We start from the raw sequence: 15,548 nt of genomic DNA, 5'->3' as shown, positions 1-15,548 counted from the left end.
CACGTACCCATCCCGAACACGACCGTTAAGCCCTCTAGCGCCGATGGTACTTGGACCGCAGGGTCCTGGGAGAGTAGGACGCCGCCAAGCGAACTCTTTCATCATACATAGAAAACAGGCTCTGCATGTGGACGTTGTACGATGAATTGCATTTGCACTGCAAATGCATATTATTCCCTGATAGCTCAGTTGGTAGAGCACTCGACTGTTAATCGAGTTGTCACAGGTTCGAGTCCTGTTCGGGGAGCCATTTGCTCTCATAGCTCAGTAGGTAGAGTGCATCCATGGTAAGGATGAGGTCACCGGTTCGATCCCGGTTGAGAGCTCTGCAAATGGGGCCCGTTGGTCAAGGGGTTAAGACACCTCCCTTTCACGGAGGTAACAGGGGTTCGAATCCCCTACGGGTCATAGTTTTATCTAATGTTTTTAATTAGGGATGAACATCCCAAAGATGGAGGCTTAGCTCAGCTGGGAGAGCATCTGCCTTACAAGCAGAGGGTCGGGGGTTCGATCCCCTCAGCCTCCACCATCTATTTTTGGGGATTAGCCAAGCGGTAAGGCAACGGACTTTGACTCCGTCATGCATAGGTTCAAATCCTATATCCCCAGCCATTTTAATATGAGTCATTAGCTCAGTTGGTAGAGCACCTGACTTTTAATCAGGGTGTCGAAGGTTCGAATCCTTCATGACTCACTTTTACTACATGCGCGTGTGGCGGAATTGGCAGACGCACTAGACTTAGGATCTAGCGTCTTTGACGTGGGGGTTCAAGTCCCTCCACGCGCATCCCTTATTTTGCGGAAGTGGCTCAGCGGTAGAGCATCGCCTTGCCAAGGCGAGGGTCGCGGGTTCGATTCCCGTCTTCCGCTCCAATATTTGCGCCCTTAGCTCAGCTGGATAGAGCGTTTGACTACGAATCAAAAGGCCGGGAGTTCGAATCTCTCAGGGCGCGCCATTATTATCTTTCATATCGGGATGTAGCTCAGCTTGGTAGAGCACCTGGTTTGGGACCAGGGGGTCGCATGTTCAAATCGTGTCATCCCGATTTTTGTTTATGCGGGTGTAGTTCAATGGTAGAACTTTAGCCTTCCAAGCTAATAGCGTGGGTTCGATTCCCATCACCCGCTTACTGATTCAAAAAAAGTCTCTGCACTTATAGCAGAGACTTTTTTTGTAATGAATCTGAAACGTTGATATATCGTGTTAGGAGGCGATCTAAGGCACAGATCGCCTTGTATGTATCTAAGAGCCGAATCCATTGTGTGAAGCAGTACACAATGGGTTCGGCTCTTTTATGTTGCTTTACGCTAAAGGTCAGTGATGACCAGCTTAGTAGCGGAGGCCCTTTTTTTCACAAAAGAACCAATCAATTAACGCTCGTGATGATCAGTTGCTCTCTTACGCATACCGGCCAGTCCCAGCAACCCGAGCAAACCAAGCCATCCCCAGTCCATTCCGTTGTCGCGGTCTGTTGTTGTAGCTGCATTTGTACGTACACTGTTAGTGCGATAATCCCCATTGTTTCGGTAATCCCCATTGGTACGATAGTTACCATCCATGTTCATGTTCAAGTTGCTGTTTGTACGGTCCATGTAGTTGCTATTCTGATAAGACTTTACACGTGAACCGTTGGTATCCATCCCGTTGGTCATATGGCCCTCAGCACCTGCAGAACCAGCCATTGCGGCAACGACTAACATGGAAGCAATAATGGTTGTGGCTTTTTTCATGATGTGAACTCCTCCTTTATGTTGTACGAACTATCAAGTAATCTGCCCAAATACACAAGAACATTATGTAGCAGGAGGAGTGTTAAGTTATGGGGGACAAACAAATTTACTGTGAAATACATAAGAAATATATCAAAAGACAACGGTAAGTGTTAGAAAATCGAAATTTCTCTTTAATTCATTGCGTCAGTGTGGTAAAGTATACAAAAGCTTGCTTTGCCGGTCATGTTTCTTAGGAGCGCCTGTTATCCATGAATGCTAAAACTGGAGAATTGAAAGCCTACTTCCGTATTCCAAAACCTAGAATAATGTGACTGCATAATTATGAATTTTTTAGATTAGTTATGAGATGTTCAAGGTATAAAAAGTACGTGAAAAAGGTATCATGCGACAGCATATGGCTATTCATAGAAGCAGAACAAGAAAATGAATAAAAAAGCGTGTTTTTGTGATGTATTTCGGGGATAATCCCCATTTTTACTAGTAGAAAAATAAAGATTTTCGTACCATTTTATTGTATGATGTTATGAAGGTGTCAAATTTACGTGTACGAATGGAACGATCAGATGGGAGGATAAGCATGACTGAAACTACGGTAACCGCCAGCAAAAGCCAATCCAACAACCTGCTTCGGCGAGACGTGCGGTTCCTGGGCAACATACTCGGAGAAGTTCTTGTCCATCAAGGAGGCACGGAGCTTCTAGATGTCGTTGAGAAGATTCGGGAAACGAGCAAATCGTTGCGTGCAGAGTTTTTGCCAGAACTGTATGAAGAGTTCAAAACGATGATCCAGGAATTAGACTCGGACAATCGTCATCAGGTTATTCGAGCTTTCGCTATTTATTTTCAATTAGTTAATATTGCTGAACAAAACCATCGGATTCGGCGTAAACGGGATTATGAGCGTTCTGCGGGAGATGCTGTACAGCCAGGTTCGATTGAAAAGGCAGTACAGGACCTGAAAGAACGTGGATTGTCTCATACCGAAGTAGAAGAGATTCTGGATGATTTATCACTGGAACTCGTGATGACAGCTCACCCGACAGAAGCGATGCGCCGGGTTATTCTGGATATCCATAAACGGATTTCTGAAGATGTCATGCTACTGGACAATCCTACGCTGACGTTGCGTGAACGTGAACAACTGCGTGAGAAACTGTTGAATGAGGTTATTACGCTCTGGCAGACAGATGAGCTTCGCGATCGCAAACCGACTGTACTCGATGAAGTGCGGAACGGGATGTATTACTTTCATGAAACGTTGTTCCACGTACTTCCGGATGTATATCAGGAACTGGAACGTTGCCTGAATAAATTTTATCCAGACCATGACTGGCATGTGCCGACGTATTTGCGTTTCGGTTCCTGGATTGGTGGAGACCGGGATGGAAATCCATCGGTAACTTCAGATGTAACATGGCAAACGCTTCTCATGCAACGCAAGCTCGCTTTGCGTGAGTATCAGCGGATTATGATTGAACTTATGGGACACCTCAGCTTCAGCACCAACATCATTCATATCTCGGATGAACTGGCGCAGTCGATTGAGCAGGATCGCAACTGTGTTACTTTGAAAAAAGTGGACATTTGGCGTAATGAAAAGGAACCTTATCGCATTAAACTGGCTTACATGATTGCCAAGCTGAACAATGTCCTGGATGAGAACAAGGTTGGTCAGCCAGATCGCTACCAGAACGCTCAAGACCTGATTAATGATCTGTTAATCATCGACCGTAGCTTACGTCATCATTTTGCTGATTATGTAGCAGATACTACAGTGCGTAAAATGATACGTCAGGTTGAACTTTTCGGATTCCATACCGCTGCCCTGGATGTGCGTCAGCACAGCAAGGAGCATGAAAGTGCGATGTCGGAAATTTTAGCAAAAATGAACATTGTAGACGATTATGCACGTCTGACGGAAGACGGGAAAATCGATCTGCTTGCTCGTTTGCTGGATGATCCAAGACCGCTTACTTCTCCGTATCATCAGTACACGGAAGGAACGAGAGAGTGTCTGGATGTCTTCCGTGCAATTAAGCGTGCACAGAATGAGTTCGGTACAGGCTGTATCACGAGTTACTTGATCAGTATGACACAAGGAGCAAGTGATCTACTTGAAGTGATGGTATTTGCCAAAGAGGTTGGTTTGTTCTCCAAAGGGGCAAACGGTGAAGTGATCTCTACACTGCAAGCTGTTCCGTTGTTTGAAACGATTGACGACCTTCATGCAGCATCGGAAATTATGCAACGGTTGTTTAACTTACCTATATATCGTGCAAGCGTGACTGGACGTAATGAGTTGCACGAAATTATGCTTGGATACTCCGACAGTAATAAAGATGGCGGTGTAGTTACGGCAAACTGGGAACTGCGCGTAGCGATGAATGCGATTACGGCTGTGGGCAATGAGCATGGTGTGAAGCTGAAATTCTTCCACGGACGCGGCGGAGCGCTCGGACGTGGCGGCATGCCACTGAACCGTAGTATTCTTGCACAGCCTCCTCATACGATTGGCGGCGGAATCAAAATTACGGAGCAAGGTGAAGTTATTTCATCTCGTTATTCTCTCCAAGGAATTGCTTACCGTAGTTTGGAGCAGGCTACTTCGGCGCTAATCACAGCGGCTTTGAATGGTCTGGAGCCGCAAGAGTCGGCGTCAGAGCAAGCTTGGGATGAGATTATTAAGGACATCTCGGAAGTGTCACTGACGAAGTATCAGGATCTCATTTTCCGTGACCCGGATTTCTTCACGTTCTTTAAAGAGTCTACGCCGCTTCCAGAAGTAGGCGAACTCAATATTGGTTCACGTCCATCCAAACGGAAGGGCAGTGACAAGTTTGAAGACTTGCGTGCGATTCCTTGGGTATTTGCCTGGACACAAAGCCGTTACTTGCTTCCGGCTTGGTATGCGGCAGGTACGGGGTTGCAAAGCTACTATCAGGGCAAAGAGGAGAACCTGAACGTCCTGAAAGAAATGTATGCTAACTTCCCGTTCTTCCGTACGCTGATTGATACGGTGCAAATGGCGGTTGCCAAAGCAGATCTCGTGATTGCTAAAGAGTATTCGGCCATGACTTCCAATAAAGAAGCTCGTGACCGTATCTTTGGTCAGATCGAATCGGAGTTTAAGCTTACCAAAGAGCTGATTCTGAAAATTACAGGTGAAGCTGAAATTCTGGATGATGTACCTGTAATTCAGGAATCGATTCGTTTGCGTAATCCCTATGTTGATCCACTTTCCTACATGCAAGTACAGTTGCTAAGTGAACTGCGTGACATGCGGGAACGTGGTGAGGATGATACCGAACTACTTCGTGAAGTATTGTTGACCATTAATGGTATTGCAGCAGGATTGCGGAATACAGGCTGATGTTTGATCAAAAGATCATTCACAACGTTCATATGATGAATGATTTATGTAATAAAATAAATATCTATCTCTTCTTTTGAAAAGAGAGATTAGACGGGACTCCTTAGGGAGTTCCCGTTTTTACTGTTTTTGGAGGATATTTGTCATACAGTCTTGATTTTTGACCAAAGTTGATTTACGATTTGATTGGTGAATTACAAGTGTGGACGGGTATTAGAAGACGGAAGACCCATCAGCATGTCTGGGGGAATCAGGGTGGACAATTTGGAGAACAGGCTTGTGAAGCTGGTACTCAAGGGAGACCAGAGAGCCTTTGCAGAAATCGTTGAATTATACAAGGACAAGCTGTTTCATTTGGCATATCGGATGCTGAGCAACCGTCACGAAGCGGAGGATGTTGTTCAGGAGACGTTTTTGCGTGTGTTTCGAAATATGGAAAAGTATGATCCGAATCAGAAATTCTCGACCTGGATCTATCGGATTGCAACGAATTTGTGCATCGATCGGTTACGAAGAAAGAAACCTTCTTACTCACTTGATGCAGAACTGAATGATCAGGAAGGAACTGACGGCTACGCAATGCTTCCGAGTGATGATCGAACACCTGAGAGTGAAGCACTGCTTTCCGAAACACAGACCCTCATCCGTGAGGCGATTGATAGCTTACCAGCCAAGTATAAGTCCGTTATGGTTTTGAGATATTTACAGGACTTGTCATTACAGGAGATCAGTGATGTCACAGGTATGCCCGTAACAACGATTAAGACAAGGGTGCACCGGGGCCGTGATTTTCTGCGCAAAAAACTAGAATATAAGTTATAATCACAATCACCCGAAATTTTGGGCAAAATTATTTGAAACATATCCGAAACGGGTGCGTATGAAATGTATGCAAGTCTTATGCATGCTTTTTGCAGGTGTATGGACTAAGTGTCTAAGGAAAGGATTGGCTCTCATATGGATTGCAACTCGGCCGTCTCTTTAATGCATGAATGTTTGGATGAGTCGTTGTCCCCGGATCAGAAAACTGAATTGAAAAGCCATTTGTTGATCTGTCCGGATTGTCGCATGCGCTTTAAAGAGTTGGAACAGACGGAAATGCTACTCTTTGCCATGAAACATTATTCACCGTCTGCCTCGGATGAGCTGACCAATCGAATTATGAATGCTCTGCCACAGCCCAAGAGACAACAAGTATGGCTCAGATGGGTCAAAGGACATCCCGCGCTGACGGCGGCAGCCTTCTTTTTGGTCGTGATGCTCTTTAGCGCCTTCAATTTCTGGAATCAGAACAACGAAATGGTCGTTAAGGGGAACAGTCTGGATCAGCTCGTGATTCAAGGCAACACGGTTATTGTTCCAGAAGGTAAGTCAGTTGCTGGCGATCTTACGATAGAGAATGGAACCGCTCAGGTGTATGGTGATGTGAATGGCAATCTGACGGTCATCGACGGACAACTGTTTCAAGCTTCTACAGCGCACGTGTCAGGTCAGGTAAAAAGTATTGATCAGGCGCTGGACTGGTTTTGGTACAAAATAACCAATATGGTAAATGAAGTGGCTTACCGCTAAGTCAGGGTATAACTTCACGGGTATATACCAAGCAGGGTACCTCCGAATTGCGTGGGGTGCTCTTTTTTTATTGCCTAAATGACAGAGAAAGTGCGAAAAGGAAGCTTATATGCAGTTTGTGACTGGAGTAACTTGCAACCTGAACGGTAACGTTATAACCTAGATAGTAATGAGAACATACTACATATAGATAAGCATTGAATAAATGCGAAGAAGGGATTATGTAAAATCCCAAATGGTTAATATGAGATCAGAGTTTACTCATCAATGGGGATAGCGGGGGCTGGCTTATGAATTATTTTGCTGACTTAACGTGGAAAGAGTCCATTAAGGACGTTATCGATATATTGATCGTTACCTATATTATGTACAAACTGATTTTGCTAGTGCGGGGTACACGCGCGGTTCAGCTACTGAAAGGAATTTTGTTCCTGGTGTTGATCTGGGCGTTAAGCACATGGCTAAATCTGTATACACTTAAATGGCTAATGAACCAGATGTTTACGTTTGGGGTTGTTGCGGTGTTTATCATATTCCAGCCGGAACTCCGTCGTGGTTTGGAACAATTGGGTCGAGGTAAACTGTTTGGGCGCTCAGCCGCCGCAAGTGATGAAGAGTTAACCGTGTTAATTGGTGAAATTATTAAGTCCGTTAACTATTTGTCTCGCCGTAAAATTGGTGCACTTGTCGTCTTCGAGCGTGAAACAGGACTGAATGACTACACGGAATCCGGGATCAAGATGCAATCTCTCGTCAGTTCTGAACTGATGATTAACATTTTTATTCCCAACACGCCGCTCCATGATGGGGCAGTCATCATTCAAGGAAAACAAATATCTGCAGCAGCCTGTTACCTGCCATTATCCGAGAATCCGTTTATCAGTAAGGAATTGGGAACGCGCCACCGTGCGGCAATCGGAATAACGGAGGTGGCCGATGCAATCTGTCTGGTTGTTTCGGAGGAGACAGGGCAAGTTTCTCTGGCGATGAATGGACAGGTAGTTCGTGATATTAAGGAAGAGTCGCTGATTGCCAAGCTGTATGAGGAATTGCGTCCGACCTCCAATCTGAGCAAAAAGAATGCATGGTCAACCTTCTGGAAACGGAAGGGGGGACGTAACAATGGATAAATGGTTTAACAACAATAACTTTGCGAAAATACTTGCACTGGCGGTAAGCCTGCTTCTCTGGTTCATGATTCATCTGGATGAAGTACCAACTACACCAACCATCACAACGGGGATATCGAGCAAGGTTGTGGAGCGTACTGTACCTGTTCAGCCATATGGGCTGGATAGTAATGCTTATGTTCTTACTTCACTTAGCACAGATGAGGTGCGGCTGGAGATTAAAGGACAGCGTTCAATGCTTACGTCCATTTTTACCAATGATGATTATAAGGTTCTGGTTGATTTGAGCCAGGTTAAAGATGGTTCGAACACACTGCCCCTTGTACCTGACCTGCCTTCCGGCGTTGAAGTGGTCAGTATGGAACCTTCCATGGTAACGGTGAACGTGGAGAAATTGGGCACCAAATCGTTCAATGTGAATATTGTACCCGAAGGAGAGCCTTCGGCTGGATATACGGCTGGAACGCCCGTGGTTGAGCCTTCTGCTCCAGTTAAGGTAACTCTGCCGGAAGGACAGCTTGATGCTGTGGCGAGTGTTCAGGGCAGTGTCAGTGTGAAAGATGCGAAGGAAGATATAATTCAGAAAAAAGTGAAGCTTCAGGCATATGATGCTGAGGGTAAAGTCATCGAGAATGCAACCATGTCACCTCAAACAGTCGAAGTTCGAATACCAGTCAATCAGCCCTACACTAAAGTTCCCTTGAGGATCAAATATTCGGGACAGTTACCAGAGGGTCTGGTGCTGTCCTCGGTCGAGCCGAGCGTGAAAGAAGTCTCGATTTATGGGAGTGAGGGAGCACTTGCAGGTATACAGTCCTACGACCAAGCTACTCTTGATCTTACGCAATTCACGGAGTCTGGTACCTCTACAGTTAACGTGGACTTGACGCCGCCCTCTGGTTCTGAGAAAATCGAGCCTAGTTCGATTCAGATCAAGGTGACGGTGTCCCCATATGATGAGGTCGAAACAACGACCAAAGTCTTTCCCAACGTACCGATTCATTTAACTGGTGTGGGGAACGGGCTGGAAGGTGAGTTGGTTACTCCTAAAAGTGGTGGACAGAACATTACACTAAGTGGGCCAAGAACCATGCTCGAAGGTCTCAGTGGTGATGACATCAAGCTTACAGCCAATCTCCAGGGACTTGGTGTGGGCACACATGAGATTAAACTGGAAGCTAATCTGCCCCGGTTCGCTAAGCTGGATGAGGCGTCTAATAATTTTAGTGCCACAGTGAAGCTCAGTGAGAAAGCCGCAGATGCGACTGCTCCTCCGGAGCAAAATTCAGGTGAGGATAATCCCTCAGGACCAGATCCATCACCGGCAGAAGTCGAGAATGGACAGCCAAACACAGATCCTGTAGAAGAGCAAAACGAATCGAATACGGAACAGCAGGATCAAACTCAGCAGGGAAGTGCAGCGACCAATCGTGGTAGTGTAAATAACAATGCAAATAATAACAACGGCAGTAAATCTGGTTCTAATCCGTAATTATGCAATTTTTTATTTTCAAATCTAAAAATGATATTGATGTGCTCATATATGATGCAAATAGAAGGAGTTAGATCATGGGTAAATATTTTGGTACAGATGGTGTAAGAGGGGTTGCGAATAAAGAATTGACGGCGGAGCTGGCTTACAGCATCGGACGCTGTGGTGGTTATGTGCTTGCAGGTGGGGTGGAAAGACCTAAAGTAGTGATCGGCATGGACACACGAATCTCTGGACTTATGCTGGAATCAGCACTCGTAGCGGGTCTGTTGTCTATTGGAGCGGATGTAATTCGTTTAGGCGTTGTGTCTACACCAGGTGTCGCTTATATTACTCGTTTGCTCAAAGCAGACGCGGGTGTAATGATCTCGGCTTCCCACAATCCTGTTGAGGATAACGGTATCAAATTTTTCGGTGGAGATGGCTTCAAGCTATCGGATGAGACGGAGAACCGGATCGAAGAGCTGATGGATGCGGTAAAAGATGAACTGCCACGCCCCGTTGGTGCAGGTCTTGGAACGGTGACGATGGATGAGCAATCTCGTTATCGTTATCTGGATTATCTGAAAACCACTGTATCCGAGTCGTTCTCTGGTCTCAAAATTGTACTCGACTGTGCCAATGGTGCGGCATATGAGCTTGCACCAAAATTATTTAGTGAGCTTGGGGCTGAAGTTATTGCCATTGGCGCTGAGCCGAACGGTCTGAACATTAACGAGCAGTGCGGTTCGACCCATCCGGAGCATTTAAAACAAGAGGTGCTGAAACATCAAGCGGATCTTGGTCTTGCTTTTGACGGGGATGCCGATCGCCTGATTGCTATTGATGAAACGGGTGCCGAAGTGGATGGCGACTTTATTCTGTGTATTTGCGGAGACGCGATGAATCGGGCAGGCAAGCTGAAAGATAGCACGGTGGTGTCTACCGTTATGAGTAATATTGGTTTCTACAAAGCAACAGAGAAGCTTGCGCTGAAAACAGCCAAAACGGCTGTTGGTGACCGCTATGTGATGGAAGAGATGCGTCGTGGTGGATATAACCTGGGCGGAGAGCAGTCGGGTCACGTTATTTTCCTGGACTACAATACAACGGGAGATGGCATGCTAACGGCGATTCAACTTGTCGACACACTGAAAGCTTCAGGTAAAAAGCTGAGTGAGTTGAAAGCAATCATGACACAGTACCCACAAGTGCTGGTTAACGTTCGTGTTGAAGACAAGAGCAAATACGAAGGCAATGTTGCCATCGGAGAAGCGATCGCTGCAGTAGAAGAAAAACTGGGGGATAATGGTCGTGTGCTTGTTCGTGCATCGGGTACCGAGTCCTTGATCCGTGTTATGGCTGAAGGGCCAGATAAAGATGAGCTGGAGCAGTTTGTATCCCAGATTGCAGATGTTGTGCAAAAAGAACTGGTATAACCTACTGAAAAAAGCCTGTTGTCATGCGATTTGAGTGTTATTTTTCACAAAATTGATATCTTGGCATATGGTTATACAGAGGCTGATTTAATTCCATATATTAACGATTCATTCATTGTTCCTGCGTCCTGGCCAGATAAGACTATGGGTCTGATTATTTGGCTGGGAGCGTGGGTAAATATGCTGAAATGGTTACAGGTACTTTGCTCCATTGCAAAATGGACTTCAGGTGCATATAATGAGTGGAGTCGTCATTCAGACACGGAAAGTGAGGATTGTAAGGTTACAGTTACACAAGCGCCAGAGCTTGGAGTTGCGCGGGACGCATGTTGATGGATTTCTCTTTTGCTAATCAGGAGATAACATGGGAAACATGGACGGCAATCAAGCTGACGAGGTGGAGGTGTTCGGATTGTTCGGCGGGGACCTCCCGGTGATGCACCAGAGCCGTAAACCGGATTGCGGAAAATGGATAGGTGACTGTCCACACAACGCGCCGGTAGGTGCAAAGGATCAGATAAAATTCAAAATGAATGTGCGTGAAGAGCGTAAACAGTGCGCGGACGGGAAAATGATGTACATTCATGATTGCATTCGTAATAGAGCATGAACACACAGGGCGGCAGAAGGCCGTTCTAATCATTGATAATTGAATAGGAAATGATATTCATGATACGGTAAGCAATCTATCATTTTCCAATACGTCCACCTCTGCCTGTTTCTCTTCCAGACACAGTATTCATATACAAACGGAGGAACTAAATTATGTGCGGTATTGTTGGATATATTGGTAATAAAAACACTCAATCGGTATTGGTCGAAGGATTGAAAAAGCTCGAGTATCGTGGTTATGACTCTGCAGGGATCGCTGTATTTACACCGCAAGGTCTGCAAATTACGAAAGCTCTTGGACGTTTGGCGAATCTTGAAGCAAAGCTGGATGGTGCTCCGCTGGTAGGTAATGCCGGAATCGGACACACTCGCTGGGCTACGCATGGTAAACCATCGGACGAGAATTCCCATCCACACACGGATGGAAGCCAGAAGTTTTCCGTTGTGCATAACGGGATTATTGAGAACTATCTGGAGCTGAAGGATGAGCTGATCTCCCAAGGTCACACGTTTACTTCCGAGACAGATACTGAAGTCATTTCTCACCTGGTTGCACGTGAATACAATGGTGATATTGTTAAAACTGTGCAAAAAGTGATCACGTTGTTGCGTGGTGCATTCGCACTGGGTGTATTGACAGAGCATGAGCCTGAGAAACTTGTTGCTGTGCGTCAAGCTAGTCCATTGATTATTGGTGTTGGTGAAGGCGAGAACTTCATTGGTTCCGATATTCCGGCAATTCTGGAACATACACGTAATGTGTACATTCTGAATGATGGCGAAATGGCTGTATTGACACATGATGCTGTCGAATTGATGACGATTGAGGGCAATTTTATTTCTCGGGAAATGATTCGTGTCGATTGGGATGCAGTAACCGCGGAAAAAGGCGGATTTGAGCACTTTATGTTGAAAGAGATTCATGAGCAACCAAAAGCATATCGTGATACAATGCTGGGTCGCATCGACAATGAAGGCAAAAAAGTGCAGCTTCCTGAGCTCAAAATGACGGAAGAGCAAATTAAAAATATTCGTAACGTTCAAATCATCGCATGTGGTACAGCGTACCATGCTGGTCTGGTTGGACGTACAGTGATTGAACAAATGGTTCGTATTCCGGTTGAAACGGATGTTGCTTCCGAGTATCGTTACCGTTCGCCGATCGTTCATAAAGATACACTTGTAATTGTGGTAAGCCAATCCGGTGAAACAGCAGATACGCTGGCAGCACTGCGTGAAGCTCAATCTAACGGTGCGCATGTACTGGCGATTACAAATGTTGTGGGTAGCTCGATTGCACGTGATGCAGACGATGTAATTGCTACATTGGCTGGACCTGAGATCGCAGTGGCTTCCACTAAGGCTTACACGTCCCAGTTGATCGCGTTCAACCTGCTTGGTCTGTACCTTGCACAAGTACGTGGTACACAAACACCGGATGAGATTGCACACACACTGGCAGCGATGCAAGCACTGCCTGAACAAGTGGAATCCATGCTGGAGCAAGCGGATGCGATTAAAGGGTATGCGGAGCAAATCTCTAAACATGAACATCTCTTCTTCATCGGCCGTGGTCTGGATTATGCGGTAGCACAAGAAGGCTCATTGAAACTGAAAGAGATCTCTTATATTCACTCTGAAGCTTATGCTGCAGGTGAGTTGAAACACGGTACACTCGCGTTGATTGAGGACGGTATCCCTGTTATTGCCTTGGCAACACAGGAGAACGTACTGGAGAAAACGGTAAGTAACATCAAAGAAGTAAAAGCACGTGGCGCAGACGTACTGGCGATTACGTACGAAGAGCACGTAGCTCCATTGCTTAAATCCGTTGACCAAGCGTTTGCGATTCCTAAGACACTGCCACTTCTAAGCCCAGCTCTGTCTGTTGTAGCGTTGCAATTGCTGGCATATTACGCTTCCCTCGCTCTGGGTCACGATGTCGATAAACCACGTAACTTGGCGAAAAGTGTAACGGTTGAGTAAAACCCTGGCTTGAATGAACAAGCACATGTTCAGTGATGAAAAAGTTGTGAACTAGTAAAAGAGTTTTGAATCGTATGGTACGAAAAAAGTTTTAACATCGAAAAGGGAGCCCGAGAGATTGACTCGTGGCTTCCTTTTTTTAGTTTTCAAAATATACTATACAGCCTTAATCATTCGTTGTAGTGAAAATGAAAGAAAAAGACGAAGCCAAATGAAGAAGAGAGAGCCTTCCACGTATCGAAATCGCAAGTAATGCACTTCGTAAAATAGTTGTTAAATCGACATCAACGTAATTTTTAGCTCTGCTAATCTTTACAAAACAAAAGTAAATTAAAATGAAAAGTATAACTTCTTAAATTCTTCTGCTTACATAAGTTAACGAGATCAAATTAGGACAATCATGTTAAATTTTTGTAAAGTGAAAGGATTCAAAGCTTCGACGGAGAAGTTAAAGGTAATATATACCATTAATACCATTCGATTTATTGGTAAATTACTCCTGTTGAATTCCTCGATTGATGACAAACTCTGCTTATTTCCCTCCTAATTGTGTTAATTTAAGGCGAAATATTAACACTTTATACTTCAAAGATCTAATTTAACCAAAATTTTACTATACATTCTTTGGAAATTTGATATAATTCTACGCAGGTCGACCTTCCAATTATTGAAAAAAATAGAATTGGTGGGTTTTTATACATACCTAAGCTGTGTGCGAGAGACCAGTCTACTGGATACCCAGCAAGCCGGCATGCGAGGACCGACAATTGTGGTAACGACAGCCAAGAATTTTTTGCTCGATGACGCCAGAAGTTTCAGAAAGAATGAAGCTAAACTTATCCCAATTACGATGGAGGATGAAGCGCGTGAGCATTTTTGAAAAGCTGGAATCTAACGTAAGATCTTACTGCAGAAGCTTTCCGGTAGTATTCGACCGGGCCAAGGAAGACCTGTTATATGCTGAGGATGGAAGAGCATACATTGATTTTTTTGCAGGTGCTGGAGCACTGAACTATGGTCATAACAACGATTATATTAAAGGTCGGATTCTAGATTATCTGACCTCCGATCGGATTATGCATGGTCTCGATATGTACACAATGGCCAAGCGCGAATTCATCCAGAGCTTCTCGGAACGGATCTTGGAGCCAAAGAAGCTGAATTACAAGCTTCAATTCTGCGGTCCGACGGGTACAAATGCGGTGGAAGCGGCACTCAAGCTTGCACGCAAGGCGAAGAAAAGAACCGGCATCTTTGCATTCATGGGTGGTTTCCACGGCATGTCACTTGGCAGCCTCTCGGCAACAAGCTCTAAGTCGATGAGGGAAGGAGCGGGGCTTCCTCTGGATGGAGTTACCTTCATACCACATCCGAGTGGAGCTTTCGCAGATATGGATACACTTGGTTATATTGAAAATATTCTAACGGATTCGCACTCCGGAGTTGATAAGCCGGCTGCCATTCTGCTCGAAACAGTTCAAGCTGAAGGCGGCATTCATGTTGCTGACGCACAGTGGTTACGCGGATTGCAACAGATTTGCCGCAAGCACGATATACTGCTCATTACCGATGAGATTCAAGTCGGTTGCGGCCGAACTGGCGAATTCTTCTCCTTCGAACGTGCGGGGATTGAGCCGGATCTGATTACCCTGTCAAAGTCGATCAGCGGGTACGGCCTGCCAATGTCCCTCCTGCTCCTGAAGCCTGAACTGGATCTCTGGACGCCAGGGGAACACAACGGCACCTTCCGCGGCAACCAGCTCGCTTTTGTGGCTGCCAAGGCTGCTCTTGAGTTCCGGGATAGAGTAGCCTTGGAACAACAGGTGAAGCAGAAGGAAGAGTTCGTGCGAGCGTTCCTTGATAAAGAAATCAAACCTCTACATCCTTCCATCACCATCCGCGGAATTGGCCTGATCTGGGGCATTGACGTTTCGGGCTTTACGGATGAAGCCGGGGCGAAGCGGATGTCGGAGATCAGTTTTGAGAATGGGCTTATTATTGAAAGGGCCGGCAGAGGGGACCTCGTCCTGAAGATCATGCCTCCGCTGACTGTTTCCATGGAGAATCTGGCTGCTGGTTGCGATATTATCAAGTCTAGTATTCAGCAGGTAATCTCTCAAGAGGCCCAGCGTTTGCTGGTAACAACCTAAGCTTGGTCAAATTGACGGGTGCGCTGGCAATAGGAATAGAACTTCTTTCAGGGGGCCGCGCGTCAGGCAACATGGAAATTCCTA

General features: G+C 45.6%; 12 protein-coding genes, 11 tRNA genes and 1 rRNA gene. 23 read left to right on the top strand and 1 reads right to left on the bottom strand.

What is annotated here, in order from left to right; all coding sequences use genetic code 11:
• From rrf to J2T16_RS23265, 12 genes are all read left to right on the top strand, one after another.
• A 5S ribosomal RNA gene (gene rrf, locus J2T16_RS23320) occupies positions 1-90 on the top strand; the annotation flags it as partial.
• Between the two features lie 84 nt (positions 91-174).
• Positions 175-250 (top strand) — tRNA-Asn (locus tag J2T16_RS23315).
• A gap of 3 nt (positions 251-253) precedes the next feature.
• A tRNA-Thr gene (locus J2T16_RS23310) sits at positions 254-326 on the top strand.
• 10 nt (positions 327-336) lie between these two features.
• A tRNA-Glu gene (locus tag J2T16_RS23305) sits at positions 337-408 on the top strand.
• Between the two features lie 45 nt (positions 409-453).
• Positions 454-529, top strand: a tRNA-Val gene (locus J2T16_RS23300).
• An 8-nt stretch (positions 530-537) separates the two neighbouring features.
• Positions 538-612: transfer RNA gene (locus J2T16_RS23295), tRNA-Gln, on the top strand.
• Between the two features lie 9 nt (positions 613-621).
• Positions 622-694: transfer RNA gene (locus J2T16_RS23290), tRNA-Lys, on the top strand.
• A gap of 12 nt (positions 695-706) precedes the next feature.
• Positions 707-787, top strand: a tRNA-Leu gene (locus J2T16_RS23285).
• 11 nt (positions 788-798) lie between these two features.
• Positions 799-873: transfer RNA gene (locus J2T16_RS23280), tRNA-Gly, on the top strand.
• Positions 874-879: 6 nt separating this feature from the next.
• Positions 880-956: transfer RNA gene (locus J2T16_RS23275), tRNA-Arg, on the top strand.
• A gap of 16 nt (positions 957-972) precedes the next feature.
• Positions 973-1,046: transfer RNA gene (locus J2T16_RS23270), tRNA-Pro, on the top strand.
• 11 nt (positions 1,047-1,057) lie between these two features.
• Positions 1,058-1,128: transfer RNA gene (locus J2T16_RS23265), tRNA-Gly, on the top strand.
• A gap of 243 nt (positions 1,129-1,371) precedes the next feature.
• Here J2T16_RS23265 and J2T16_RS23260 read toward each other — a convergent pair.
• On the bottom strand, positions 1,372-1,731 hold the full coding sequence (locus J2T16_RS23260) for a WGxxGxxG family protein (protein WP_145334652.1): 360 nt from the start codon (positions 1,729-1,731) through the stop codon (positions 1,372-1,374).
• A gap of 580 nt (positions 1,732-2,311) precedes the next feature.
• On the opposite strand from J2T16_RS23260, the gene ppc reads away from it, so the two are divergent.
• The 11 genes from ppc (at position 2,312) to ectB (ending at position 15,464) form a co-directional block, all read left to right on the top strand.
• The gene (gene ppc / locus J2T16_RS23255; protein WP_221786767.1) at positions 2,312-5,104 is read left to right on the top strand and encodes a phosphoenolpyruvate carboxylase; all 2,793 of its coding nucleotides are present in this window, start codon (positions 2,312-2,314) and stop codon (positions 5,102-5,104) included.
• Between the two features lie 255 nt (positions 5,105-5,359).
• Positions 5,360-5,926, top strand: coding sequence for an RNA polymerase sigma factor SigW (gene sigW / locus J2T16_RS23250; protein ID WP_221786768.1), 567 nt, complete (start codon positions 5,360-5,362; stop codon positions 5,924-5,926).
• A gap of 135 nt (positions 5,927-6,061) precedes the next feature.
• On the top strand, positions 6,062-6,676 hold the full coding sequence (locus tag J2T16_RS23245; RefSeq protein WP_090924355.1) for a zf-HC2 domain-containing protein: 615 nt from the start codon (positions 6,062-6,064) through the stop codon (positions 6,674-6,676).
• 290 nt (positions 6,677-6,966) lie between these two features.
• Positions 6,967-7,806 carry a diadenylate cyclase CdaA gene (cdaA, locus tag J2T16_RS23240; protein ID WP_090924354.1) on the top strand — a complete coding sequence of 280 codons (840 nt, stop codon included), beginning with the start codon at positions 6,967-6,969 and terminating at the stop codon, positions 7,804-7,806.
• On the top strand, positions 7,799-9,298 hold the full coding sequence (locus J2T16_RS23235) for a CdaR family protein (RefSeq protein ID WP_221786769.1): 1,500 nt from the start codon (positions 7,799-7,801) through the stop codon (positions 9,296-9,298). Before cdaA ends, J2T16_RS23235 begins: the two co-directional genes overlap by 8 nt.
• Positions 9,299-9,375: 77 nt before the next feature.
• Positions 9,376-10,716 (top strand): phosphoglucosamine mutase, encoded by a 1,341-nt coding sequence (glmM, locus tag J2T16_RS23230; protein ID WP_123065967.1) that lies wholly within the window; start codon positions 9,376-9,378, stop codon positions 10,714-10,716.
• Positions 10,717-10,896: 180 nt separating this feature from the next.
• Positions 10,897-11,049: a hypothetical protein gene (locus J2T16_RS23225; protein WP_186331813.1), complete on the top strand. Its 153-nt coding sequence runs from the start codon at positions 10,897-10,899 to the stop codon at positions 11,047-11,049.
• A gap of 31 nt (positions 11,050-11,080) precedes the next feature.
• On the top strand, positions 11,081-11,326 hold the full coding sequence (locus tag J2T16_RS23220; protein WP_090924351.1) for a hypothetical protein: 246 nt from the start codon (positions 11,081-11,083) through the stop codon (positions 11,324-11,326).
• A 155-nt stretch (positions 11,327-11,481) separates the two neighbouring features.
• Positions 11,482-13,314: a glutamine--fructose-6-phosphate transaminase (isomerizing) gene (glmS, locus tag J2T16_RS23215; RefSeq protein ID WP_090924350.1), complete on the top strand. Its 1,833-nt coding sequence runs from the start codon at positions 11,482-11,484 to the stop codon at positions 13,312-13,314.
• A 712-nt stretch (positions 13,315-14,026) separates the two neighbouring features.
• Positions 14,027-14,194 (top strand): hypothetical protein, encoded by a 168-nt coding sequence (locus J2T16_RS23210; protein WP_253491078.1) that lies wholly within the window; start codon positions 14,027-14,029, stop codon positions 14,192-14,194.
• Entirely contained in the window at positions 14,181-15,464 is a 1,284-nt protein-coding gene (gene ectB / locus J2T16_RS23205) for a diaminobutyrate--2-oxoglutarate transaminase (RefSeq protein ID WP_154891780.1), read from the top strand. Before J2T16_RS23210 ends, ectB begins: the two co-directional genes overlap by 14 nt.
• Positions 15,465-15,548 lie beyond the last annotated feature (84 nt).

The organism is Paenibacillus intestini (genome assembly GCF_030803945.1).
Taxonomy (GTDB): domain Bacteria; phylum Bacillota; class Bacilli; order Paenibacillales; family Paenibacillaceae; genus Paenibacillus; species Paenibacillus polysaccharolyticus.
The sequence above is the reverse complement of the archived record's forward strand: the minus strand, read 5'-3'. Positions and strand labels throughout refer to the sequence as shown.